The organism is Mesorhizobium sp. B2-7-1, assembly GCF_006440735.1.
Lineage (GTDB): Bacteria > Pseudomonadota > Alphaproteobacteria > Rhizobiales > Rhizobiaceae > Mesorhizobium.
This window is the reverse complement of record NZ_VFUA01000012.1, coordinates 76,484-101,527: the sequence shown is the minus strand read 5'-3', so window position 1 is coordinate 101,527 and position 25,044 is coordinate 76,484. Positions and strand designations below refer to the sequence as shown.

Below are 25,044 nucleotides of genomic sequence, written 5' to 3'. Positions count from 1 at the left end.
TCGTCGGGAGAGATGAAAGGCGCTTGGTCGATTCGGCAGCGTCTTTGGCTCGAAATGCCGTGCCGTTGAATTAGAACGACGGGGCGCTGGCCCCGCAAGATTTCCTCTCCCCCGTCGATCGGAGGAGAGGTGGCCCGCAGGGCCGGAGTGGGGGTCGATCCCCGCGACGTGTCCAATAATGGAACTAACCATGACCCAACTCGATCCCGCCATCAAAGTCCGCCACGAGCCGATGCGCATCGCCGGCCAGAAGGTCGACGCCGATCAAAGGCTGGAGGTGCGCTTCCCCTGGAACGACACCGTCATCGGCACCGTGCCGGCGGGCGGGGCGGAGCATGCGCGGCGCGCCTTCGAGATTGCGGCCGCCTACCAGCCGAAGCTGACGCGCTACGAGCGGCAGCGTATCCTGCTCAAGACCGCCGAGCTGCTAAGTGCCCGCAAGGACGAGCTGTCGGATCTCATCACGCTGGAGCTCGGCATCTCCAAGCAGGACTCGCTCTACGAGGTGGGACGTGCCTTCGACGTGTTTACCCTTAGCGGTCAGTTGGCGATCCAGGACGACGGGCAGATATTCTCCTGCGATCTCACCCCGCACGGCAAGCAGCGCAAGATCTTCACCCTTCGCGAGCCGCTCAGCGCGATCTCGGCGATCACGCCGTTCAACCATCCGCTCAACATGGTGTCGCACAAGGTGGCGCCGGCGATCGCCACCAACAATTGCGTCGTGGTCAAGCCGACGGAACTGACGCCGATCACGGCGCTGATGCTGGCCGACATCCTCTACGAGGCCGGCCTGCCGCCGGAAATGCTGTCGGTCGTCACCGGATGGCCGGCCGATATCGGCGACGAGATGATCACCAATCCCAACATCGACCTGATCACCTTCACCGGTGGCGTGCCGGTCGGCAAGATGATCGCATCCAAGGCCGGCTACAAGCGCCAGGTGCTGGAGCTTGGCGGCAACGATCCGCTGATCATCCTCAACGATCTATCGGACGAGGATCTGGCGAAGGCGGCCGACCTTGCGGTGGCCGGCGCTACCAAGAATTCCGGCCAGCGCTGCACGGCGGTGAAACGCATCCTGGTGCAGGAAAAGGTCGCCGACCGCTTCGTGCCGATGGTGCTGGAGCGGACAAAGGCCATCAAATTCGGCGACCCGCGCGATCCGGCCACGCAGCTCGGCACGGTGGTACACGAGAAGGCCGCGGCGCTGTTCGAAAGCCGTGTCCACATGGCGGCCGAGCAGGGCGCCGAGGTGCTTTACAATCCCGGCCGCAAGGGCGCGTTGCTGCCGCCGATCGTCGTCGATCGCGTGCCGCATCAATCCGAGCTGGTGATGGAAGAGACTTTCGGTCCGATCGTGCCGATCGTGCGCGCGCCCGACGATGACGAGGCGTTGATCGCGCTTTCGAATTCGACGGCGTTCGGCCTGTCGTCGGGCGTCTGCACCAACGACTTCCGCCGCATGCAGAAATACATAACCGGCCTCAAGGTCGGCACCGTCAACATCTGGGAAGTGCCGGGATACCGCATCGAGATGAGCCCCTTCGGCGGTATCAAGGATTCGGGCAACGGCTACAAGGAAGGCGTCATCGAGGCGATGAAGAGCTACACCAACGTCAAGACCTTCTCCCTGCCCTGGTAAGTGCCGTGACGGACAGCTTTGACCTTGCAATTGTCGGCTCCGGCATTATCGGGCTGGCTCATGCGCTGGCAGCCGCGCGTCGCGGCCTGCGCGTCGTCGTCATCGATCGCGATCAGAAAGCCAACGGCGCCTCGATCCGCAATTTCGGCCTCGTCGTCGTCACCGGACAGGAGCCGGGCCAGTCGCGCCGGCTGGCGGAACGCAGCCGGGAAATCTGGCTCGAACTCGCGAACGAGGCGGGGATCGAAATCCTGCATCGCGGCAAGCTGATCGCGGCGCAGCGGCCGGAAGCGCTTGCGCTGCTCGAGACCTTCAAATCCGGCGAGCACGGCGCCGAGTGCAAACTCCTGACCGCGCGTGAGGCGCTCGCGCATCAGGCCGGGCTCGACGGGAAAGCAATCATCGGCGGGCTCCACAGCCCGTTCGAGTTGCGCGTGGAGTCGCGCGAAGTGCTGCCGCGGCTGGCATCGTTCCTGGCTGAGAAGCATGGCGTCGTGTTCCGCACCGGCGTGTCGGTGACGGAGATCGCGCCGCCCTTCGTCGAAACCAGCGCGGGGCGTGTTCACGCTTCAAAGATCGTCGTCTGTCCCGGCGACGATTTCAGCTCGCTTTATCCGGAACTGATCGGCAGGCACGGCGTGCAGCGCTGCAAGCTGCAGATGCTGCGCCTCGCCGACCCGGGCTTCCGGCTCCAGTCGGCGCTTATGTCCGACCTCAGCCTGTTACGCTATGGCGGCTTCGCCGCATTGCCGGAAGCCGGCGCGTTGCGGGCGAAATTGAGCGAGGAACGCGGGGCCGCATTGGCCAACGGCGTTCACCTGATCGTCGTGCAGAGCGCGGACGGTTCGCTGGTCGTCGGCGATTCCCATCATTATGGGCTCACGCTCGATCCGTTCGGATCGGAAGCCGTCGACCAATTGATCCTCGATGAGTTCAAGACATTGTTCGGCAAGGTGCCGAACGTTCTTGCACGCTGGACGGGATATTACGCTTCGGCCAAGAATGCGGTGCTGCGCGACGCCCCGCACGAAGGCGTGCGGCTGGTGATCGTCACCAGCGGCACCGGCGCCAGCACCGGATTTGGGCTTGGCGAGGAGACCATAACGGAGTTGTTCGGCCAATGACGCTCGTCCATACCGAAGGCGAATCCAACAAGGCCGCGGCGCGACAGGAATGGAGCGCCAAGCAGAGTCACGCGCCGTCGCAAGAGCTCTTGCGCCGCGACGCCGAGGCCTTCCTGCACCAGAGCCTTTCCAGCCCCTGCGTGTCGGCCATCGCCAAGGCCGAAGGCATCTGGATCGAGGACACGGCCGGACGCCGTTATATGGATTTCCACGGCAACAGCGTCCACCATATCGGCTATGGGCATCCGCGGCTCAAGGAAGCCATCGCCAAGCAGATGGACGAGCTGCCGTTCTCGCCGCGCCGCTTCACCTGCGAGCCGGCGGTCGAGCTGGCCGAGACACTTCGCGCGCTGGCGCCGGGCGACCTCGGCAAGGTGCTGTTCACGACCGGCGGGTCCGACGCGATCGAGGTGTCACTGAAATTGGCGCGCGCCGCCACTGGCCGGTTCAAGACGCTGTCTTTCTGGGATGCGTTCCACGGCGCCGGCTTCGGCGCTTCCAGCGTCGGCGGCGAGGCGACGTTCCGCTCCGGCATCGCCGGGCCGCTGCTGCCCGGCACCGAGCATGTCGCGCCCTGGGCGCCGCACAATTGCCCGTATGGCACCAACTCGCTGGAGGAGTCGGCACGCGCCTGCGCCAACATGATCTCGTATGTGCTGGGACGCGAAGGCGACTTCGCCGCCTTTATCGCCGAGCCGATGCGCGCGACGCCGCTGGTGCCGGCGCCGGGCTTCTGGAAAGCAGTGCGCGAAGCCTGCGACCGGCATGGCACGCTGCTGATCTTCGACGAAATCCCGACCGGTCTTGGCAAGACCGGAAAATTCTTCGCCTCCGAGCATGATGGGGTGACGCCCGACATCATCGTGCTCGGCAAATCGCTCGGCGGTGGCATCCTGCCGATCGCTTCGGTGATCGCGCGGCGCGACCTCGACGTCGCCGGCGACTATGCGATCGGCCACTATACGCATGAGAAGAATCCCGTCACCACGCGCGCCGCGTTGACCACCATCGCCATCATCCGCGACGACGGTCTCGTCGAGCGGTCGGCCGAGCTTGGCGCCCATGCGCTCGGTCGCATGCAGGATCTCATGCAGCGCTCGCCTTTCGTCGGTGACGTCAGGGGCAGGGGACTGATGTTCGGCGTCGAGATGGTCGAGGACAAGGCGAGCCGCGCGCCGGCGCGGGCGCTTGCCGAGAAGATCTACTATCGCTGCCTCGACCAGGGGCTGAGCTTCAAGATCAGCCAGGGCAACGTGCTGACCCTTTCGCCGCCGCTGGTGATCGCGCGCGCCGATCTCGACCGGGCGCTCGACATCGTCGAGGCCGCCGTGCTGGCGGCCTGAGTCCGGTGAAGGCGGTCCGCACCGATCGCGAGCTCGAATGCCCGGGCATAGACGCCGGCTTGAGGGCGCGCGGTGTCGAACTCGTGACGCTGCCGGACGGCATTCCGGAAGCCGAGCTCATGGCGGCGGTTGCCGATGCCGATCTCATCTTGATGTGCTACACGCCGATCACCGGGCGTGTCATCGAGGCCGCGCGGAAACTCAAGGGCATCGTCAAATACGGCGTCGGCATCGATGCCATCGATATCCAGGCGGCAATGCGGCGCGGCATTCCGGTCGTCAACGTTCCTGAATATGCCGAGGAGACGGTTGCCGAGGGTGCTTTCGCGCTGATGATCGCGCTGGCGAAGCGGCTGCCGGCGATCACCGCGGCGGTTTCGCGCGACGGCTGGATCTGGCCGGAGCAGCGCTGGCTGGGGCGTGACATTTCAGGGTCGACGCTTGGGCTGGTCGGCTGCGGCAAGATCGGCCGCAGCATGGCGCGCATGGCAGGGCTGGGGTTCCGGGCGCGGGTGCTCGGCTTCGATCCCGGCGTTGATGCCGCGACGATGAGAGATGCGGGGATCGATAAGGCGGACGATCTGCAAGCGATGCTCGGCGCCTGCGATTTCGTCTCGATCCACTGCGTGTTGAACGATGAGACGCGCGGCCTGATCGGCGGCCGAGAACTTGTCTGCATGAAGCCTTCGGCGATCCTCATCAACGTGTCTCGCGGAGCGCTGATCGACGAGGCCGCACTTGTCGAGACGATCGTTGCAGGGCGCATCGCCGGAGCCGGGCTCGACGTCTATTCGCTGGAGCCGCTGACCAAATCCGGCCATCCGATGAGCGCGCTTTTCGATCGCGACAATGTGATCCTGTTTCCGCACCTCACCTTCTTCACGCATGAGGCGATGCGCCGGCTCGTCGACGATACGCTTGCTCGCTGTTTCGAGGTGCTCGAAGGTCGGCCTGTGACGATCCGCTCGCGCGACCCGCGCTTGCGCGCGCAGACCACGGGCGTCGAATTCCGCTGAAGAATCCGTCATTTCCGCGGGGTATCGCAACCAGGCGTGTAGGAGAACGCGCCTGCAACGCCCGTGCGACAGTTCCATGACAAATATCAGCTGAGATTTGTCTATCATAAAATAAATAGATTTTACTTATCGATTGGGTGCCCCCAAAGTTGACACAACGACGACATGCACCAGCGCTACTCAGGCAATAGCGGGCCAGGAACGCGATTACGAGTGCGTCGCAAATTGTGCCTTCAATAAATAAAGGGGAACTGATCATGAAATCGCGAAATCTTACCGTGGCTATGACCTTCGCCGCTGCGCTGCTGGGCTCATCGGCACTCGTCGCGCCGGCGTTTGCCGACGGCGTCGTCACCATCTATTCGGCCGACGGCCTGCATGACGGCAACGGCAGCTGGTACGAGACCGAGTTCGCCGCCTTCACCAAGGCCACCGGCATCACCGTGCAGTATATCGAAGGCGGTTCGGGCGGGGTCGTCGAACGCGTCGCCAAGGAGAAGTCGAACCCGCAGGCCGACGTTCTCGTCACGCTGCCGCCCTTCATCCAGCGCGCCGCCGCCGACGGCCTGTTGCAGGATTTCAAGCCCGAGGGTTCCGACCAGATCGATGGCGGCACCGACAAGTACCGGCCCCTGGTCAACAACTACATGAACTTCATCTACAACGCCTCCGTGCTGTCGGAAGCGCCGAAGAGCTACAACGACCTGCTCGATCCGAAATTCAAGGGCAAGATCCAGTATTCGACGCCCGGCCAGGCCGGCGACGGCACCGCCGTCATGCTTGAGATCATCCACGCCTTCGGTGGCGAGGACGCGGGCTTCGAATTCATGAAGAAGCTGCAGGACAACAATGTCGGCCCGTCCGCCTCGACCGGCAAGCTGACCGCGCTGGTCAACAAGGGCGAGCTGCACGTCGCCAATGGCGACCTGCAAATGAACATGTCGCAGATGGCCGACAATCCGAACATCAAGGTGTTCTGGCCCGCGGGTCCGGACGGCGCCCGCTCCACCTTCGCGCTGCCCTATGAGATCGGCCTGGTCACCGGTGCGCCCAACAGCGACAACGGCAAGAAGCTGATCGAGTTCCTGCTCGCCAAGGAAGCACAGTCGACGGTAAGCTCGGTGGCGCTCGGCCTGCCGGCCCGCAAGGACGTGAAGCCGGACGACGCTAATTTCGCCAAGGCGCAGGAGGCAATGAAGGGCGTGACGATCTGGGCGCCGAACTGGGACGATGCGCTGACCAAGTTGCCCGACTACGTCAAGAAGTGGAACGAAGCGACGGGAAGTTGATCTCCTGGTGAGCAAATCCGGAGGAGCAGCCATGTCGGTGCCCGCTTTCACGGGAAGCAATGTCATGGACGTCGACGCCGCGAAAATTCGCGGCGCCGGCTCCAATGTCCACTTCGACAAGGTCAGCGTTGCCTATGGCGCGCATGTCGTGCTGCATCCGCTGACGCTCGACATCGCGCCTGGCGAGATCCTGGCGATGATCGGGCCCTCCGGCTCCGGCAAGACGACGGCGCTCAGGGCGGTCGCCGGTTTCGTTCGGCCGGCAAGTGGCCGCATCCGCATCGGCGCCACCGACGTGACCGATCTCCCGCCCTATGAGCGTGGGCTCGGCATGGTGGTGCAGAACTACGCGCTGTTCCCGCATATGCGGGTCGAGGACAACGTCGCCTTCGGGCTCAGGGCGCAAGGCGCCGACAAGTCGCTGATCGGCGAGCGCGTCAAGGACTCGCTCGCGACCGTCGGCATGTCGGGCTTTGCCAAGCGCTATCCGCGCGAGCTTTCCGGCGGCCAGCAGCAGCGTGTCGCCATCGCGCGGGCGCTTGCGGTCAGGCCGCGCGTGCTTCTACTCGACGAGCCGCTTTCGGCGCTCGACGCGCAGATCAGGCGCAACATGGTCGAGGAGATCGCCAAGCTGCATCGCGACCTGCCGGGCCTGACGATCCTCTATGTCACCCACGACCAGACCGAAGCGCTGACGCTTGCCGACAAGATCGCCATCATGCGCGACGGAAGGGTGTCCTCGCACGGCCCGACGATCGAGCTCTACCGCCGGCCGCCCAACCGTTTTACGGCCGAGTTCCTTGGGCGCGCCAACCTTCTGCCGGTCACGGTCGCGGAAGGCGCCGACGGGCCGAAGGGGCTCGCCAAGGCCAGGCTCGGCGATGCCGTGCTTGCCGGCGCGGGACGCAGCGAGAAGCCCGGCGACAAGACCCTTCTGTGCATCAGGCCGCAGCATCTCAGCCTCACCGGCGACGCGGAACATACCAACAGGATCGTCGGCACGCTGAAGGAAGTGCACTGGCAGGGCGAGCTCACGCATCTGGTGCTCGATGTCGACGGCACGCCGGTGCGCGTCTCGGCGACCAGGCTGCCGATGAGCCTGCCGGAGCGCGGCTCGGCCATGCCGCTGTTCTTCACGCCCGGCGACACCTCGCTCGTTCCGGAAGACGTCCGTGGCTGACACCGCCGTCCTTTCCGCCACACCGGCAGCGAGAAGAATGCCCGGCCGGTTCTGGATCGTGCCGCCGGCGGCGCTGCTGGCGCTGCTGTTCTTCTATCCGCTGGCGCTGATCGTCCAGCAGGCTTTCACCGACGACAGCGGCATGGCCAATGTCGCCGAATTCGCGCGGGTGCTGCATGCGCGCTTCTTCCTCAACGCGCTCATCAACACCATCACCATTTCGGTCGCGGCGACGGCCGGCTGCCTGGTCGTCGGGCTGGTGCTGGGGCTGATCCTCGCCTTCGTGCCGTTTCCCGGCAGCGGCGTCATCGCCCGGCTGATCGACACCTTCATCGCCTTGCCGACCTTCCTGGTGACGCTCGCCTTCACCTTCCTCTACGGCTCAGCCGGCATGCTCAATGCCGGATTGATGGAGGTGTTCTCGCTGCAGGCGCCGCCGGTCAACTTCCTCTACTCGACCTGGGGCGTGGTGCTGGCCGAGGTCACCGTCTACTCGCCCTTCGTGCTGCGCCCGCTGCTCGCCGCATTTTCACTGGTCGACCGTGGCCAGATCGAAGCGGCGAGCGTGCTCGGAGCCCGGCCATTCCGCATCGTGCGCCAGGTGATCCTGCCGGCGGCCGTGCCTGCGCTGATCGCCGGCGGCAGCCTTTGCCTGCTGTTGACGGTCAACGAGTTCGGCATCGTGCTGTTCATCGGCGCCAAGGGCGTCATCACGCTGCCGCTGCTGATCTACAGCAAGGCGATCCAGGAATCGGCCTATCAGGTCGCCTGCATCATCGCCGTCATCAACATCGCGCTGTCGCTGGGGCTGTTCGGCCTCTACCGCTTCGCAGCCGGCCGGCTGGGAGCATAGAGATGCTGGTCTGGTCGCGCCCCGGCCGCATGCTGATCTGGTTGGTCTTCTCGCTGCTGTTCGGCGTGCTGTTCCTCGCCCCGCTCGCCGTCATCCTGCTTTCCAGCCTGGCCGACCAGTGGAACGGCGTGCTGCCGAGCGGGTTCACGGTCGAGCACTACACCGATGTCGCGCAAGGGGCGGCATGGAAGGCGGTCAAGGCGAGCCTGGTCACCGGATTCCTGGCCAGCGCGCTGGCGCTGGTCAGCGGCACCTGGGCGGCGCTCGCGCTGCGTATCCAGGACGCCACGCTGGCCAGGTTGCTTGGCGTGCTGTTCTTCATCCCCAGCGCGGTGCCTTCCGTGTCCGTCGGCCTTGGCCTGCTGGTGGCCTTCAGTCACCCGCCGCTGCTGCTCAACGGCACCATCGCCATCGTCATGGTCGCGCATTTCGTGCTGATCTCGGCCTTCACTTTCGGCAATGTCTCGGCCGGGCTGGCGCGGCTCTCGCCCGATTTCGAGCAGGTGGCGTCGAGCCTCGGCGCGCGCCCCGCCTATAGGCTTTGGCATGTCACGCTGCCCTTGCTTACGCCCTATCTGGTCGCCGCCTTCGGCCTAAGCTTCGCTCTGTCGATGGGCGAGCTTGGCGCCACCGTCATGGTCTATCCGCCGGGCTGGGTGACGCTGCCGGTATCGATCTTCAGCCTGACCGATCGCGGCGATGTCTTCGCGGGCGCGGCGCTGACCATGGTGCTCGTCGCCGTGACGCTCATCCTGCTGCTTGGGCTCGAACGCGTCACCGGTCGCCAGACGAGGTCGTGACCTCGCCGATCTAGGATGCCCGCAGTTTGCCGTAGCGTTTGATCAAGCGCTCGCGCTTCAAGCGCGACAGCCTGTGTATCCAGAAGACCCCGTCGAGCTGGTCGATCTCATGCTGGTGGCAGACCGCCAGCAGACCTTCGGCGTCCTCGAATTGCTCCTTGCCTTCGAGATCCTGATAACGAACCCGGACGCGGGCGTGCCGCTCGACATCCTCCGTCACACCAGGCATCGAAACGCTGCCTTCCGTATGACGGATCATTTCGCTCGACGCTTCGACAATCGACGGATTTACAAAGATCCCGGGCTTGGAGGTCGAAGGCAGTTCAATCGCCACCACACGTTTCAAAACCCCGATATGCGGGGCGGTGATGCCGATCCCGGGCGCCGCGTACATGGTGTCGAGAAGATCACTGGCGAGACGGAACAGCTCGACGTCGAACCGTTCGACGGGTTCCGCGACGGCGCGCAGCAGGGGATCAGGGAACTTTATGATAGGGCGGACTGCCATGTGTCAGCCCACCGGCTTCTGCAGCACGTCGAATTGCGGGTTGGTTTCCGAGAAGATCGGCAAGGCCGCGGCGCCAAGGACGGAGGTGTCCCTGCCCGCGGCGCCGACCAGGACCCGCGGCGTCATGCGGGCGCTGGTCGCGCTCACGGAGAGGTGGAGCGGTTCGAGCCGGCTGGCCAAAGCCTCGATCACCGGCAGCGGCATGAAGCCGCCGAGCACGACGGTCTCGGGATCGAGCGCCATTTCCAGGACGTCGATCGCTTGCCGCAACGGATCGACCGCCTCGGCGAGCCAGGCCTCGAAACGACTGTCGCCATTGGCCAACAGCTTCTCAAGCAGCTCAGGCGAGGCGTGGTCGGGGTCCGGCAAATCGAGCCTGTCATAGGCCGCGCGCAGCGAGACGTAGCGCTCCAGGCAGCCGCGCTTGCCGCAGCCGCAGGGCAGGCCGCCCGGCCGCACGATGACATGGCCGATCTCGCCGGCATTGTGGCGAGAGCCCTTGTAGAGATGGCCGTTGAGGAAGAGGCCGGCGCCCAGGCCCGTCCCGATGAAGAGGTAGACGAAGCTGTCGAGCTTGCGGGCAACGCCATATAGCCGCTCGCCTATTGCCGCCGCGGTGGCGTCGTTCTCGACGGTGACGGCGATACCGGTCAGCCGTTGCAGCTCGTCAGCCACCGGAAAATCCTGCCAGCCGGGAAGGGCCGTCGGACCGACCGACGTCATGCCTTCGACGTCGAACGGTCCCGGCATCGCCATCCCTATGCCGAGCAGCCTTGTCCGTGCCAGTCGAGAGGTTGCGATCAGGTCATCCGAGATCGCGGCAAGCAGCGGCATGGCCTCTGCGGGCGTTGGCCGGTCGACACTCCTCTCGATACGCGCGCGCATCGTGCCGGAGAGATCGGTGACGACGCCGACGGCAAGCTGGTGGTCGAGCTGCAGGCCGATCGAATAGCCTCCGTCGGGATTGATGGAGTAGGGGACGGCAGGTTGGCCGCGCGCGCCTTTCAGCGTTGCTTCCGGGCGCAGCAGACCGGCCGCTTCCAATTCCTCGACGATGTTGGAAATGGTCTGCGACGACAGCGCCGTCAGCCTTGCAATCGCCGCCCGCGACAACGCGCCGTTGGTGCGGATCGCTTCGATCACCACGCGGCGGTTGTGCGATTTCGCCTGCTCGAGATTTGTGCCGGAGATGGCTTTCTTGGGGGTCATCAGGTAGGTACCAATCACGGAAACTGTAGATAGCCGCTTTAGAAAATCAAGTTGATTTAATTATTTTGCGCTCGCCACCATCTTATAACGCGGCGAGGTTGAAAGCTCTCGAGCGGATCTCAATTGTGTCCGCGACCAATTGGTCAGGAACGATCTCGCGGCTGACGCATTTTGCCTCGCGTCAACAGCCGAGGGATCCGATGCGCATAGCCCATGTCGCGCCGCTCTATGAATCCGTGCCGCCGAAGCTTTATGGCGGCACCGAGCGGATCGTCTTCTACATCACGCAAGCACTGATCGAGCTCGGGCACGACGTGACGCTTTTTGCGAGCGGTGACAGCGAGACGTCGGCCAGGCTGGTGGCCGGGCGCGACCAGGCGATCCGCCTGGACCCGCGGCCGAAGAAATCGGAGATCGCCGCGCATCTGGCGATGCTTGCCGATGTGCGCGAGCGCGCCGGGGAGTTCGACGTCATCCATTTCCATCTCAGCCACTTCCTGCATTTTCCGTTCTTCGCAGAGATCGCGGAGCGGACGGTGACGACGCCGCATGGCCGGCTCGACTATGTCGACCTGGCGCCGGCCTACAAACGCTTCCCGCGTTTCCCGATGATTTCGATTTCGCACAGCCAGAAGCGCGGCTTGCCCGACGCGAACTGGCTGGCCACCATCCATCACGGACTGCCGCTCGACGCCTACCAACCGACTTATGATCCGCAGGCGGAAGAACCATATCTCGCCTTCCTCGGACGCCTGTCGCGCGACAAGCGGCCGGACCGCGCCATCGAGATCGCGCGACGGTCCGGGTTGAAGCTGAAGCTGGCGGCGAAGATCGGCGACGATGACCGCGCCTATTTCCGCGACAACATCGAGGCGCTCATCGACGGCGACCGCATCGACTATGTCGGCGAGATCACGGAAGACGAGAAGGCCGGGTTTCTCGGCAATGCGGCGGGCCTTTTGTTCCCCATCGACTGGCCGGAGCCGTTCGGCCTCGTCGCGATCGAGGCCATGGCCTGCGGCACGCCGGTGATTGCCTGGGACCAGGGCGCTCTGCCGGAGATCGTCGACAATGGCGTCACCGGCTTCGTCGTGGACAGCGTGGACGGTGCGGTCGCGTCGATGCCCGCGCTTCTCGATCTGGATCGGCGGCAGGTGAGGGCTGTCTTCGAGAAGAGGTTCTCGGCGACAAGAATGGCACGCGACTATCTTGCTGCCTATATGCGTCTGACCGGCATGCCGGAGGCCAAGGCCTCCTGACCTTCATAGCGCTAATCTACGAGATAGAGCATGATGTTGTCCGAAAACCGCTTCACACTTTTCGGCATCATCCTCCAGGGCGGGGCAAACGAAGAGGTGACGAATGACGGAGCTCGACGAGCGCAAGCTCGATCCCGCCGTGGCGCTTTCCACGCTCGACGAAACGGCGCCGCGGGAACCGCACCGGCTTTTTGCCCTCAAGCAGGGCGACTGCTTCGCTGTCGCCGACGCCTATGGCGACATCAGAGGATCGGGTGACGGCTTCTTCCGCGACGACACCCGCGTGCTTTCCGAATTCCGGCTGACCATCGGCGGCAGGCAGATGTCGCTGCTCGGCGCTTCGCTCAGCCAGGACAATGTGCTGTTCACGTCCAACCTCACCAACCTGCCGATCCAGAGTGCCGCAGGCCGCGATATCCCGCAGGGTGCAATCCACATCGAACGCGTCAGGCTCATCTGGCAGGACAGGCTGTTTGAGCGGATCACACTTTCCAACTACAGCCGCGAGCATTCGACCATCACCGCCTCGCTGCATTTTTCCGCCGACTTTCGCGACATGTTCGAGGTGCGCGGCTCGACGCGGGTGAAGCGCGGCACGACGCATGTCGCCAAGACCGACAAGACCTCCGTGCTGCTCGGCTATGACGGCCTCGACGGTCTGCCGAGGCTTTCCGCAATCTCCTTTTCGCAGGCGCCCGACCAGTTGAGCGACAATCGCGCCGATTTCCTCATCGCGGTGACCAAGCGCAGTCAAAAAGTGCTCTATATCGAGGTTGGTCCCGAGGTCGCCGATCCGCCCGATCGCGACCGTTTCCGCGCCGCGGCGGCACGCGCCCGCTTCGGCATGCGCGCCAAGCGCAGGCATGGCGCCACGGTGCACACCTCGGGCCGCGTCTTCAACGATTGGGTCGAGCGCGCCCGCGCCGATGTGGCGCTGCTAACCACGGAGCTTCCGACGGGACCCTATCCCTATGCCGGCATCCCGTGGTTCTCGACGGCATTCGGCCGCGACGGCGTGATCTCGAGCCTGCAGATGCTTTGGCTCAATCCCGGCCTGGCGCGCGGGGTGCTTGCTTTTCTGGCCGAGCACCAGGCGACCGAAACGTCGCCTTTTTGGGATTCCCAGCCCGGCAAGATCATGCATGAGACGCGCAAGGGCGAGATGGCGGCGCTGCGCGAGCTTCCCTTCGGGCGCTACTATGGTGGCGTCGACACCACGCCGCTCTATATCCATCTGGCTTCCGCCTATGCCGACCGCACCGGCGACATGGCCTTCATCGACAAGCTCTGGCCTTCGCTGAAAGCCGCCGCCGAATGGACGGATGAGGCGAGCCGCGCCACCGGTTTCGTCACTTACCAGCGTGCCGCCGAGTCGGGCCTTGCCAACCAGGGCTGGAAGGACAGCTTCGATTCGGTCTTCCATGCCGACGGCCGTATCCCCAAGGGACCGATCGCGCTGGTCGAGGTGCAGGGCTATGTCTTTGCCGCCTTCCGCGGCATGGCGGCGCTCGCACGCCGCCGCGGCGAATTCGCGGATGCCGAGCATTGGGAGGGCCGCGCCGAGGAAATGCGGGTCGCCGTGGAACGCGACTTCTGGCTGGACGACATGAATTTCTACGCCTTGGCCATCGATGGCGAGGGCCAGCCCTGCAAGGTGCGCACATCGAATGCGGGGCACCTGCTTTTCGTCGGGTTGCCGCAGCCCGAGCGCGCCAACCTGGTCGCCGACCAGTTGCTGTCGGCCTCCTTCCATTCCGGTTGGGGGCTGAGGACGCTCGCCGACGATGCGGTGTTTTTCAACCCGATGTCCTACCATAACGGCTCGATCTGGCCACATGATACGGCGCTATGCGGCGTCGGCCTCGCACGCTACGGCGAGCGCGACAGCGTGGTGCGGCTGATGAGTGGCACTTTCGAGTCGGCTGTGCATTTCAACATGCGGCTGCCGGAGCTGTTCTGCGGCTTCGCCCGGGCGCCCGGCGAGGCGCCGATCGCCTATCCCGTCGCCTGCCTGCCACAGGCCTGGTCGGCCGGCTCCACCTTCATGCTGATGCAGGCGTGCCTTGGCCTGGAGATCGATGGCTGGGAGGGCGAATTGCACGTCACGCGACCGAGGCTGCCAATCGGCATCGATACCCTCACCATCAGGCATCTCACGGTCGGCGATAGGGCGATCGATCTTACCTTCCAACGGGTTGGCGACCGCGTCGCCGCCTTCCTGTCGGACCGGCATGAGGGACAGGTGCCGCTCATTGTGCGCACGTAAACAAAGCGCTGCAACCCTGCGTTCAACAATCGAAAAATATCGGAACTGATCGCCGGTTTGCGCGTTCCCAACCTAACCCGGCTTGCCCGTCTGCGGCCGGCAAGAACGAAAACAATGAACGGACGGCCGGAGGCAACCTGGCGTTTCAATGACACAATATGGCGTCGACCTGTTATTGGTCCTTATTCTCGCAAGCCTCGGACTTTCCGCACTAGCGATTTTCATTTCGATATCCCGGTACCGTCGCAATCACCCGAGGGCATCGGCCATGCCGGGTTCCGGGGACGACTTTGCCGCCGAGGCGGCGCGAAAGGTGCTGCGCGAATTCGAGAAGAACGGGCAGTCGGTCGACGCGGCTCTTGTGACATGGTCGCCGGACACGCTGCGCAAGATCCTCGCCGACGAGCTGCCGGAAGCGCAGGTGATCGTCGTCTCCAATCGCGAGCCCTATATTCATAACGAGACGGATGGCGGCGTCGAGCTTGTCGTGCCAGCGAGCGGACTGGTCTCGGCGCTGGAGCCGATCACACGCGCCTGCGCCGGCACTTGGATCGCCTATGGCGGCGGCACCGCCGACCGGACGGTGGTCGACGGAAACGACCGCGTGCAAGTGCCGCCTGGGCATCCCTCCTACACGCTGCGCCGGGTCTGGCTCAGTGACGACGAGTATCAAGGTTATTATCTCGGATTCGCCAATGAAGGCCTGTGGCCGCTCTGCCATATCGCCTTCACGCGGCCGATCTTTCGCGAGTCGGACTGGGAGGCCTATGAAGCCGTCAACCGCAAATTCGCTGACACCGTGGTTGCCGAGGCTCGCAACGAGCGGCCGATCGTGCTAGTCCAGGACTATCACTTCGCGCTTTTGCCGCGCATGATCCGCGAGCGTCTGCCCGAGGCGATCGTGATCACCTTCTGGCACATCCCCTGGCCGAATTCTGAGGTGTTCAGCATCTGTCCGTGGCGCGAGCGCATCCTCGACGGCCTGCTCGGCAGCTCGATCGTGGGCTTCCACACCCAGTTCCACGCCAACAACTTCACCGAGAGCGTCGACCGCTTCATGGAAAGCCGCATCGAGCGTGCCGATGCCGCCATTTCCTACGGCGGCCAGGTGACGCTGGTGCATTCCTATCCGATATCGATCGAATGGCCAGTCGATCTCCTGAAAGCCCTGCCCAGCGTCGAGGAATGCCGGGTGCGCGTTCGCAAGCGGTTCAGGATTCCAGCCGGCGCCAAGCTGTGCGTCGGCGTCGAGCGTCTCGACTACACCAAGGGTATCCTCGATCGCTTCCACGCGCTGGAGGAGTTGTTCATTCGCCATCCCGAAATGGTGGGCAATGTCGTGTTCCTGCAGATCGCGGCGCCGAGCCGCGGCACGCTGCCGGCCTACAAGCATCTGCATGAGGAATGCCTGCGCTGTGCCGAGGAGATCAATCAGCGCTATGGCAGCGACTCCTACCGGCCGGTCGTCATGGTGGCCGAGCATCATTCGCAAGCGGCGGTCTATGAACTCTATCGCGCCGCCGACATCTGCCTGGTCACCAGCCTGCATGACGGCATGAACCTCGTCGCCAAGGAGTTCGTCGCGTCGCGTGACGACGAGCAGGGCGTGCTTTTGCTCAGCACCTTCGCCGGCGCCTCGCGCGAGCTGCTGGAGGCGCTGATCATCAATCCTTACGACGCGGCGATGATGAGCGAGGCGATGCTGCAGGCGCTGACCATGGGGCCGGACGAGCAGCATGAGCGCATGCGGCGCATGCGCGACATCGTGCGCGACAACAATGTCTATCGCTGGGCCGGCAGCATGTTGCTCGACGCGGCGCGGCTGAGAAAGCGCGGCGACCTCGACCGGGTCACCGCCTTATACGACCGGCCGGCAGGCCCCACCGGCGACAATGTCGTCTCCATGTTCGAACGCAAACAGGCAGTGGGATTTAGATGAACAGTCAGGTAGACCTTACCCCACCGCTTCCCGCGGGACGGTGGGCGCTTTTCCTCGACATCGACGGGACCTTGCTGGAGCACGCGGCGCATCCCGACGCCGTCTCGGTCAGCGAGGAGTTGCGCGTTCTCCTGCAAAGGATCGAGCGGCGGCTCGACGGCGCTCTCGCCTTCATCACCGGCCGTTCGATCGCGGCCGTCGACCATCTGTTCGACCCGTTGAAGCTGCGGATCGCCGGCCTCTACGGGCTGGAGCACAGGCTTCTACCGGATGGGCGGATCGAAGCCGCCGACGAGCCGGCGGATATGGCGGCGCTTGCCGACGAGATCGAACTGGAGCTGGCGAGTAAGGCCGTCTATGTCGAGCGCAAGGGGCCGGTGCTCGCCATCCACACGAGAGCCGCGCCGCAGCTTCTGGCGCGGGCGACGGAGTTGGTCGAAGCAGCGCTCGCGCGCTTGCCGCAGGGCTACCGCGTGATCGCCGGCAATGCCGGCGTCGAACTGATGCCGCTCGAAGCCGCCAAGGGCGCCGCGATCCGGCGTTTCATGCAACTCGATCCGTTCACCGGCAGGCGTCCGGTGTTCCTTGGCGACGACACGTCCGATGAGAACGGATTCGACACGGTCAATGCCGCGGGTGGGATATCGATCCGCGTCAAGCCGCAAGGCGAGACGGCGGCGCGTTTCGCCATCGAAGATGTAGCCGGCGCGATCGCCTGGCTGGAGGCCAATTTCGTCCCTGCCGCACAAACACCCAGCAGCGACCTCGTCGCCTAGGCCGGCAAGCGCCAGCCAACTATTGCTGCTGCAAGCCCGTGATCATGGCGATGATCTCGTTCTTGTCGGTCTTCTTCGTCTCGCGCACGCCGATCTGTTTGCCGCGCCTCAGGACGCAGATGCGGTCGGACAGCTTGAACACCTGATCGAGGCTGTGGGTGATGATCAGGATGCCGACATTGCGCTGCTTCAGCGACAGAACGATTTCTTCCACTTTCGCCGTCTCGGCAACGCCGAGCGCTGCCGTCGGCTCGTCGAGCAGGATCAGCTTGCTCGCCCAATGCGTCGCCCTGGCGATCGCGACGCCCTGCCGCTGGCCGCCGGAGAGGTCGCGGATGGTGGCGTGCGCGGACGGAATGCGCACGTCGAGCTCCTTTACCAGCTTTTCCGTCTCGGCGATCATGCGGCGACGGTCGAGCAGGCCGAAGCGGTTCAGCGGCTCGCGGCCGAGGAACATGTTCATGTAGACCGTCTGCTGGTCGGCCAGCGCGAGGTCCTGATAGACCACCTCGATGCCATGCGCGCGGCCCATGGTGGCGTTCGACATCATCACCGGCCTGCCCTCGATGGCGATCGTGCCGGAGGAAGGCGGATGCACGCCCGAGACGATCTTGACCAGCGTCGACTTGCCGGCGCCGTTGTCGCCGACGAGTGCCACGATCTCGCCCGGGAAAACCTCGAGCGAGAAATTCTCGATAGCGGTGATGCCGCCGAAATTCTTGCGAATGTCCTGAAGCTGCAGGATGGGCGCGTTCATCGCATTCTCCTTCGTTGGAGCATGATCTTGTCCGAAAACCGGTTCCCACTTTTCGCTGACGCGGTCCTTCGGTTCGGGATCATGCTCTAGACAGGCCAGGCATAGGGCTCGCCGAAGCCGTTCTCGATCGTCTCGACCACTGGCTTGCCCTTCGAGATGCCAGAGACGCCGACGACATAGGCTCGGGTTACGAAGGCCTGGCCGCGGAAACCGAAGACGGCGCTGTCGCCGGACTTCGGCGCGCTGGCGCCGGAGGCATCGATCATGGCGTAGTAGTCGATCGCCGAAGGCGGTGGCACCTCGACGCTTCTGAGCGCCGTCGCGGCCGCTGTCGGCTCGGCCGAGACGATCGCCTTGACGTCGTAGTCCGGGAAGATCGGGTCGATATAGAAGCCGCCGCCGAAGCAGTAGGCCTTGCCGCCCGAAAGATGCGAGACCTCGGTGAGGTAGAGCACGGCGGGCAATTCCGGCAGGTCTTCCATGACATGCAGCGCCGTGGTGCCATGCAGGCCGTTGCCGGGTTCGCATTGCGTGGCGCCGGCTTCCGCCAGCGCGGCCAGCATGACGCTCGACGTGGTGCCCGGCGCGTTGATTTCGATCTCCCTGCGGCCGGCCTTGGCGAGCGCCTCGGCGGCCTTGCCCAGTGTCGCCAGATTGGGCGTGGGCAACACTTTTCGCGCGGCATGGTCGAAGAGCAGGGCAGGGAAGGTGGTGATGCCGGCAAAGCGGCCGCCGGGAACGGCATCGAGCCGGTCGGCGACGGCGACAACCTCGCCGGCGTCGAAGCCGCCTTCATGGCCGCGGTAGAAAATGTCGCCTTCGGCCGCGATGCGGGCGAGCAGGCCTTGGACATAGCCGGCGGCCTTGGCGCCCTTGCCGGCTTCCTCGGCCTTGATGTCGTTGAAGACTGTCCAATAGTCCGGCTTGAACGTCCTTGCCGCCGCATCCGCTTCGAATTTCGCAATCTGCTGCAGATGGCCGAGATGGCCGAGCTTCATGCCGGCCTTATGCGTGGCGCGCGCGCAGGCCATGTCGACGGCGACCGCGCGTTCGATGCCGCCGCGCATCACCGCCTTGCAGAATGAGCTCGAGCGGCCGACCTGCTTGGTCATGGCTAATATCTTCAGGCCGAGCCGTTCGGCTTCCCGCTTCAAGATCGCCGCATTGCGCTCGACCGTGTCGAGATCGAGCACATAGGCGTTGGCCGGCAGCTTGCCCTGCTGATGAAGGCCGATCGCCGCTTCGATGAAGGCGGGGTTGCGGCGGCGCAGAACGTCGAGAAACATGGAAGAATTCCTTCAGCGGGATTTGTCGCGCAGCGACACGGCGACGGCGGTGAGGATGATCAGGCCGCGCACGATCATCTGGTCGGAGACCGAAAGGCCCATCAGGATCAGCCCGTTGTTCAGCATGCCCATCATCAGCGAGCCGACCAGAGCGCCGACGATCGAGCCCTTGCCGCCGTTGAGCAGCGTGCCGCCGACGATGACGGCGGCGATGACCGTCATCAGATCCGTTTCGCCAAGCGTGTATTTCGCCGCCTGCAGGCGGCCTGCGTAGAGCAGTCCGGCAAGCCCCGCGAGCCCGCCGCTGATGGTAAGCACGGCGAGCCGGATCTTGGGAACGCTGATGCCCGAGACGCTGGCGGCGCGGGCATTGTCGCCGGTCGCCAGCACATGCGCGCCGAAACGCGTCTCACGGTAGACGAGGTGGCCGATGGCGATGGCAATGACCGTCCACCAGATCAGCGACGGCACGCTAAGCAGCGAGCCCGAGCCGAAGAAGCCGGTGAAGGTCTCATTGGTGACCGAAATCGAACGCAGATCGGTCATCGAGCGCGAGACGCCGGCGAACAGGCCCATCGTCGCCAGCGTCACCAGGAAGGACGGCAGTTTCACGTAGGCAACCAGCGCGCCATTGATGAGGCCGATCAGGATACCGGCGCCCAGGCCGACGACGATGCCCGCCGCCATGCCATAGGAAGCAATGGTGACGGCGGCGGCGAGCGCTGCTACCGCCACGATCGAGCCGATCGAAAGGTCGATCTCGCCGGCCGACATGACGAAGACCAGGCCGATCGCCATGATCGTCACCGGCGCCGTCTGCAGCACGATGTTGGAGAGGTTGCGGACGGTGAGGAAGCCGCTGTCCCTCAGCATGAAGGCGAAGAACAGGAAGATCGCCAGGAAGCCGAGGTAGACGACATATTGCTGCAGATTGAAGCGGCTGGCGAAGCTGCCCACCTCGGTATCGGTGTTGGCGCTGGTCATGTTCGATCTCCGATGGTGGGTGCTTCGCAGCCTGCCACGCCGTCTACTTGATGGCGTCCGCGATGGTCGCGGGCACATCCCTGTTGAGCGACTTCTTCCAGCCTTCCTTCACCGTCTCCTTGGTGACGGCGATGGAATCGACGGCGTAGAAAGGCTCCGCCTTCAGGCCGATCAGCGAGCCTGCGGAGGCACGCGCCAGCGTCACGCCGATCGAGTAGGCCTCGTCGGCGACAAGAGCCGCGACGTTACCGCCTTTGACCATGTCGAGCGCGGCGGGTTCGTTGAGGTCGAGCGTGACGATCTTGGTGTGCGTGTTGCCGGCGGCGCGCAACGCGGAGAGCACGCTGAGAGCCGGCTCGGCCCAGGTGACATAGATGCCGTCGAGGTCCGGATGCTGGGTGATCATCGCCTGCGCGATGTCCTCTGAGCGCGCCGGGTCGGCCATGCCGGCCTCGGCGGCGATCTTCATGTCGGGATAGTCCTGCTCGATGGTCTTCTTGAAGGCGCCGTCGCGCTGGTTGGTGACGTAGAAATCGGCGTCGTGGAAGATGTAGCCGACCTTGCCCTTCTTGCCGAGCGCCTCGGCCATGGCGATGCCGGCCTTGTTGCCCATCTGGAAGAGGTCGTCGGAAACGATGGTGACGTAATCGGTACCCTGCTTGTATCCGGCCGGGCAATTGTCGACGAAGCCGAGCTTCACGCCGGCCTGGCGAGCCGGATCGTAGACGGAGGCCGCGGTCGCCGGATCGACCGGAAGCGACAGGATGATCGAGGGCTTCTTGGCCATCACCGTCTCGACATCCGCCTTCTGGCGCGCGGCGTCGAAGCCGGCGTCGGTCTGCGCCACCACCTCGATGCCGAGACGCTTGAACTCGTCGCGCGCGCCGGCGTTGACGGCGTTGGTGTACTCGCTCATCTCGTGCCAGACGAGGGCCGCGGTGAACTTGCCGTCCTTGATCTGCTGCTCCTGCGCCGCCGTCAGCGTCAGCGAGGCCGCCGGAACCGGCTTCTCGCCGTTAGGGCCGGTGGTGACACCTTCGGCGGCGAAGGCGTGAGCGGCGAACAGGCTCGCCACTACGGTCATGGTGCTCAGTGCTTTGCGCATGTCGGTTCCCCTTCTTGTTCAGGAAGAAAGCTCCGGCCCGGCAGCCGGGCCGGAGCGTCGGCTTCACTTCGCCGCGTCGAGCACCGACTGCGGCGCGTCGCGGTTGAGCGAATCCTTCCAGCCCTGGGAGACATTCTCCTTGGTCACGGTCAGCGCCGGCGCGACGACGAAAGCGGGCGTCTGCTGGGCAAGCAGCGACTTCATGCCGGAGGCGGCCATGGCGCGGCCGAGCTCATAGGCCTTGTCGGCGACGAGCGCCGCGACATTGCCGCCCTTGACCATGTCGAGCGCGACCGGCTCGGCAAGGTCGAGCGTGACGATCTTGGTGTGCGTGTTGCCGGCACCACGCAGCGCCGAGAGCACGCCGTCGGCCGGCTCGGCCCAGGTCACGTAGATGCCGTCGAGGTCGGTATGCTGCAGCAGCATGGCATTGGCCAGTTCCTCGGCCCGGGCCGGATCGGAGATGCCCTGCTCGGCGACGATCTTGATGTCGGGATAGTCCTTTTCGATGGTCTTCTTGAAGGACTGATCGCGCTGGTTGGTGACGTAGTAATTGGCGTCGTGGAAGATATAGCCGACCTTGCCCTTGCCGCCGATGGCCTTGGCCATCGCGTCGGCCGCCTGCTTGCCCATCTGGTAGAGATCGTCGGTGACGATCGAGGCGTAGTCGGTGCCTTGCTTGTAGTCCTTGGGCAGGTTGGACAGGAACACCAGCTTGACGCCGTCCTTGACCGCCTGGCGGAAGGCTTCGGCGGAGGTGACAGGGTCGAGCGGCAGCGCCAGGATGACGTTTGGCTTGGCGGCGAGCGCGGTCTCGATGTCGCTGCGCTGGCGGGCGGCGTCGAACTGCGCGTCGGTCTTGACCGCGATCGAGATGCCGGCGCGGGCGAACTCGTCGGTGGCGCCCGCGGTCACCGCGTTGGTGAAGTCGGACGAGGTGTGCCAGAGCAGAGCCGCCTTGTAGCCCTTGTCCTTCAGCGCGGCGATGTCGGCGTCGCTCAGCTTCAGATCGGCGCTCGGCGTGGCGGCTTCGCCCTGCGGGCCGACCGTCTGCGCAAAGGCCGGGTAGGCGGCAAGCATCAATCCACCGGCAAAGGCGGCGGCAAGCAGTTTCTTCATCAGCATCCTAGTTCTCCCATTTTTGCTGCGTTGGTGGTTCAGTCGGCCACGCCGCAGTAGCGGGCCATGAAGGCTGCGAAGCCGACGATGCCGGCGAGGTATTCCTCGACATCGACGTGCTCCTCGAAAGTGTGGCAGTTGCGGATGTCGCCCGGGGCGCAATAGATGGCGGGAATGCCGAGCCGGTTGACGAAGAAGGACGATTCCGACCAGAAGGGCGCGCCCTCGATCACGCCGCGCCCGCCCATGGCACCCGCCATCGATTGCGAAAGCATGGCGACCTCGGCGCGCGTCTCGTCGATCTCGGCGGCGGTGCCGCCCAGCCTGTGGTCGCGCCCGGCCGGATAGGCGAACTCCACGGTGATCTCGGGGTCGGTGATGGCGCCGCGCACCGCGGCCTCGATCTCGGCGGCCGCCGTGTCGAGGTCCTCGCCCGGCAGGAGCTTGCGGATCAGAGACAGCGTGCACCGTTCCGGCACGGCGATATAGCCGCCGCCGGTAAGGCCGGTGATCAAAAGGAAGCCGCGCCCGATCAGCTTGTGCTCGGCGCGGGCCGCCACGTCATCCGAGTGCTTCCACAGCGCCGTCATGGCGGCATGCGCGGCGCGTAGCGCGTCCTTGCCAAGCTCGGGCACGCCGAAATAGGCCGACTTGCCGGTGATCGTGATGTCGGTGATGAAGAAGCCGATCTGCGCGGCGTAGACGGCAAGCAGCGTCGGCTCGACATAGACCGTGAAATCGGGCGCCGCGACCTCGCCGGTTTCGATGCGGCTGACGAAATGCTGGATGCCGGCGGAGACGCCGGTGCCGGGCTGGCCGCTTTCCTCATCGCCGACAAAGGCGAAGGCGACGTCGCCCTTGAGGCGGATGCCGGCCTTGTCGAGCAGCGCGAGCGCCGCCAGCGAAGCGGTGATGCCCGCCTTGAGATCGCCCGAGCCGCGGCCCCAGACCGCCCCGTCGATTATGGGCGCACCGAACGGGTCCTCGCGCTCGGTGCCGGCCCAATGCTCGCTCCAGCCGTCGACATGAACAGTGTCGGTATGGCCGATGAAGAGCAGGCGCTTACCATTGCCGGCACCCTTGCGCTCGCCCCAGATGTTCGGCCTGCCGGGCAGGAAATCCGCGCGGCTCAGGCCGCCCAGTCCCAGCTCGCGCATTTTAGCTTCGAGGAAGTCGACGAAATTCGCCTCGTTGCCGGTGATGCTTTCGCGACCGATGGCGCCGCGGAACAGCGCCAACGCCTGATCCCTATCAAGGGCCGCCTGCAAACGGGTGACGATATCGCTGGTCACAGCGCGACCTCCTTCAAAGCGGCGGCCTGGGCCGGCGGCAACGAAATGCGGCCGTCGGGTGCGTCGACGCCGAACAGCGTGTTGTGCAACTGGCCGAGGCCGATCGCGGCGGCGCCGATGAGCGCGGCGCGCGCACCCAACTCGCTGGCCTCGACGGTAACAGGGTAGGGGAAGCAGTGCGGCATTAGATTTTGTACGCGGGACAGGATCTCGGGTCTCAGGCCGATCGAGCCGCCCAGAATGATTTTTTCTGGGTTCGCGACCGCTGCGATCGCCGCGATGCCCTGCGCCAGATAACGGGCGGTCTGATCGAGCACGGCGATTGCGTTCTTGTCGCCCTCCACCGCCTTCTCGAAGATCGCCGGAACGTCGATTTGTTTGCCGGTATGCGACTTGTAGCGCTCCGTCATCGCATGCGTCGCCACCGCCCGCTCGAACGCGCCGGTGTGCAGCGATTCCGCCGCGAACGGATCGGCGCCGATCGGCATGAAACCGATCTCCCCTGCCGCATGGGTGGCGCCGCGTACCAGATGGCCGCCCAGCATCAGGCCGCTGCCGACGCCGGTGCCAAGCGCGATATAGGCGAGATTGTCGATGCCCTGGCCCTGACCCAGCCAATTCTCGCCGAGCACGGCGAGATTGACGTCGTTCTCGATCATCACCGCGACGCCGAGCGCCTTCTCAAACGCGTCGAGCACATTCATGGCGTCGAAGCCGGCGATATTCGGCGCAAGCAGGATGCGGCCGGTCGCTGGGTCCGGCGCACCCGGCGCGCCGATGACGGCAAGACGGATCTTCTTGCGTGGGATGCGCTGCTTGGTCGCCGCTTGGAAAGCGAGTGCGGCAATCTGGTCGACCACGAACTGCCCGCCACGGGGGTCGGTCGGGGTCGCCGCTTCGGCGAAGATCTGGCAGGCAAGATCGGTCAGCGCGACCCGCACCTTGGTGCCGCCGAGGTCAACGGCAATGATGTAGGCGGCGTCATGGACGAGCTCGTAAGTGACGGCGGTGCGTCCGACATGGCCGCTGGTGCGTCCGGTCTCCTGCACCCAGCCTTCCTGCTCGAGGCCGCGCACGATTTCCGAGATCGTCTGCTTCGAGAGGCCGGTGAGCTTGGAGATCGAGGCCCGCGATATGGGGCCGCCCTGGACGATCGCCTCCATGACGGAGCGTTGCGAGAACTGTCGGGAAATACGCGGCAGATCGCTCACGGCGGGCCTCGGATTAATTCGTTCTGTAACCGAACTTATTATTCAAGCATTCGCTTGTCAACGGCCTCGTTGTAGCGCTTGGG

The 25,044-nt window shown here is 64.8% G+C and carries 21 protein-coding genes; 12 read left to right on the top strand and 9 right to left on the bottom strand.

Translation table 11 applies throughout. From position 1 onward, the window contains the following. The first annotated feature begins 190 nt into the window (after nucleotides 1–190). The 8 genes from phnY to FJ471_RS07645 all read left to right on the top strand — a co-directional run bounded on the left by phnY (nucleotide 191) and on the right by FJ471_RS07645 (nucleotide 9,250). Nucleotides 191–1,645: a phosphonoacetaldehyde dehydrogenase gene (phnY, locus tag FJ471_RS07680; RefSeq protein WP_140802569.1), complete on the top strand. Its 1,455-nt coding sequence runs from the start codon at nucleotides 191–193 to the stop codon at nucleotides 1,643–1,645. 5 nt (nucleotides 1,646–1,650) lie between these two features. Further along, on the top strand, nucleotides 1,651–2,769 hold the full coding sequence (locus FJ471_RS07675) for a TIGR03364 family FAD-dependent oxidoreductase (protein WP_140802568.1): 1,119 nt from the start codon (nucleotides 1,651–1,653) through the stop codon (nucleotides 2,767–2,769). Continuing rightward, nucleotides 2,766–4,112 carry an aspartate aminotransferase family protein gene (locus tag FJ471_RS07670; RefSeq protein WP_140802567.1) on the top strand — a complete coding sequence of 449 codons (1,347 nt, stop codon included), beginning with the start codon at nucleotides 2,766–2,768 and terminating at the stop codon, nucleotides 4,110–4,112. The genes FJ471_RS07675 and FJ471_RS07670 overlap by 4 nt, the downstream gene beginning before the upstream one ends. A 5-nt stretch (nucleotides 4,113–4,117) precedes the next feature. Beyond that, nucleotides 4,118–5,128, top strand: coding sequence for an NAD(P)-dependent oxidoreductase (locus tag FJ471_RS07665; RefSeq protein WP_140802566.1), 1,011 nt, complete (start codon nucleotides 4,118–4,120; stop codon nucleotides 5,126–5,128). A 257-nt stretch (nucleotides 5,129–5,385) separates the two neighbouring features. After that, nucleotides 5,386–6,417 carry a 2-aminoethylphosphonate ABC transporter substrate-binding protein gene (locus FJ471_RS07660; RefSeq protein ID WP_140802565.1) on the top strand — a complete coding sequence of 344 codons (1,032 nt, stop codon included), beginning with the start codon at nucleotides 5,386–5,388 and terminating at the stop codon, nucleotides 6,415–6,417. Nucleotides 6,418–6,448: 31 nt separating this feature from the next. Then, nucleotides 6,449–7,597: an ATP-binding cassette domain-containing protein gene (locus FJ471_RS07655; RefSeq protein ID WP_140802564.1), complete on the top strand. Its 1,149-nt coding sequence runs from the start codon at nucleotides 6,449–6,451 to the stop codon at nucleotides 7,595–7,597. Beyond that, nucleotides 7,590–8,450 carry a 2-aminoethylphosphonate ABC transporter permease subunit gene (locus tag FJ471_RS07650; RefSeq protein ID WP_140802563.1) on the top strand — a complete coding sequence of 287 codons (861 nt, stop codon included), beginning with the start codon at nucleotides 7,590–7,592 and terminating at the stop codon, nucleotides 8,448–8,450. The genes FJ471_RS07655 and FJ471_RS07650 overlap by 8 nt, the downstream gene beginning before the upstream one ends. Nucleotides 8,451–8,452: 2 nt before the next feature. Then, a complete protein-coding gene (locus tag FJ471_RS07645) occupies nucleotides 8,453–9,250 on the top strand; it encodes an ABC transporter permease subunit (protein ID WP_140802562.1) in 798 nt (265 codons plus the stop codon). A gap of 10 nt (nucleotides 9,251–9,260) precedes the next feature. Here FJ471_RS07645 and FJ471_RS07640 read toward each other — a convergent pair whose 3' ends face one another. Together FJ471_RS07640 and FJ471_RS07635 are read right to left on the bottom strand one after the other, a co-directional pair. Next, a complete protein-coding gene (locus FJ471_RS07640) occupies nucleotides 9,261–9,758 on the bottom strand; it encodes a peptide deformylase (RefSeq protein WP_140802561.1) in 498 nt (165 codons plus the stop codon). 3 nt (nucleotides 9,759–9,761) lie between these two features. Then, nucleotides 9,762–10,967, bottom strand: a complete 1,206-nt coding sequence (locus FJ471_RS07635) for an ROK family transcriptional regulator (protein ID WP_140802560.1) — start codon at nucleotides 10,965–10,967, stop codon at nucleotides 9,762–9,764. A 200-nt stretch (nucleotides 10,968–11,167) separates the two neighbouring features. Here FJ471_RS07635 and FJ471_RS07630 point away from each other — a divergent pair, with 200 nt between their 5' ends. From FJ471_RS07630 to otsB, 4 genes are all read left to right on the top strand, one after another. Continuing rightward, on the top strand, nucleotides 11,168–12,226 hold the full coding sequence (locus FJ471_RS07630; RefSeq protein WP_140802559.1) for a glycosyltransferase family 4 protein: 1,059 nt from the start codon (nucleotides 11,168–11,170) through the stop codon (nucleotides 12,224–12,226). 103 nt (nucleotides 12,227–12,329) lie between these two features. Further along, entirely contained in the window at nucleotides 12,330–14,492 is a 2,163-nt protein-coding gene (locus tag FJ471_RS07625) for an amylo-alpha-1,6-glucosidase (protein WP_140802558.1), read from the top strand. Nucleotides 14,493–14,640: 148 nt separating this feature from the next. After that, on the top strand, nucleotides 14,641–16,431 hold the full coding sequence (locus FJ471_RS07620; protein WP_140802557.1) for a trehalose-6-phosphate synthase: 1,791 nt from the start codon (nucleotides 14,641–14,643) through the stop codon (nucleotides 16,429–16,431). Further along, entirely contained in the window at nucleotides 16,428–17,207 is a 780-nt protein-coding gene (gene otsB, locus FJ471_RS07615) for a trehalose-phosphatase (protein WP_140802556.1), read from the top strand. Before FJ471_RS07620 ends, otsB begins: the two co-directional genes overlap by 4 nt. 19 nt (nucleotides 17,208–17,226) lie before the next feature. Here the strand turns inward: otsB and FJ471_RS07610 are convergent, their stop codons facing one another. The 7 genes from FJ471_RS07610 to FJ471_RS07580 all read right to left on the bottom strand — a co-directional run bounded on the left by FJ471_RS07610 (nucleotide 17,227) and on the right by FJ471_RS07580 (nucleotide 24,961). Next, nucleotides 17,227–17,964, bottom strand: coding sequence for an ATP-binding cassette domain-containing protein (locus FJ471_RS07610; RefSeq protein WP_140802555.1), 738 nt, complete (start codon nucleotides 17,962–17,964; stop codon nucleotides 17,227–17,229). Between the two features lie 86 nt (nucleotides 17,965–18,050). Beyond that, nucleotides 18,051–19,250, bottom strand: coding sequence for an alanine racemase (locus FJ471_RS07605; RefSeq protein ID WP_140802554.1), 1,200 nt, complete (start codon nucleotides 19,248–19,250; stop codon nucleotides 18,051–18,053). 12 nt (nucleotides 19,251–19,262) lie between these two features. Further along, nucleotides 19,263–20,234 (bottom strand): ABC transporter permease, encoded by a 972-nt coding sequence (locus tag FJ471_RS07600; protein WP_140802553.1) that lies wholly within the window; start codon nucleotides 20,232–20,234, stop codon nucleotides 19,263–19,265. Nucleotides 20,235–20,277: 43 nt separating this feature from the next. Then, nucleotides 20,278–21,339 carry a substrate-binding domain-containing protein gene (locus FJ471_RS07595; RefSeq protein WP_140802552.1) on the bottom strand — a complete coding sequence of 354 codons (1,062 nt, stop codon included), beginning with the start codon at nucleotides 21,337–21,339 and terminating at the stop codon, nucleotides 20,278–20,280. A gap of 63 nt (nucleotides 21,340–21,402) precedes the next feature. Beyond that, a complete protein-coding gene (locus FJ471_RS07590) occupies nucleotides 21,403–22,464 on the bottom strand; it encodes a substrate-binding domain-containing protein (RefSeq protein WP_140802551.1) in 1,062 nt (353 codons plus the stop codon). 32 nt (nucleotides 22,465–22,496) lie between these two features. Next, a complete protein-coding gene (locus tag FJ471_RS07585; protein ID WP_140802550.1) occupies nucleotides 22,497–23,750 on the bottom strand; it encodes a M20/M25/M40 family metallo-hydrolase in 1,254 nt (417 codons plus the stop codon). After that, nucleotides 23,747–24,961: an ROK family transcriptional regulator gene (locus FJ471_RS07580; RefSeq protein ID WP_140802549.1), complete on the bottom strand. Its 1,215-nt coding sequence runs from the start codon at nucleotides 24,959–24,961 to the stop codon at nucleotides 23,747–23,749. The genes FJ471_RS07585 and FJ471_RS07580 overlap by 4 nt, the downstream gene beginning before the upstream one ends. Between the last annotated feature and the right edge of the window lie 83 nt (nucleotides 24,962–25,044).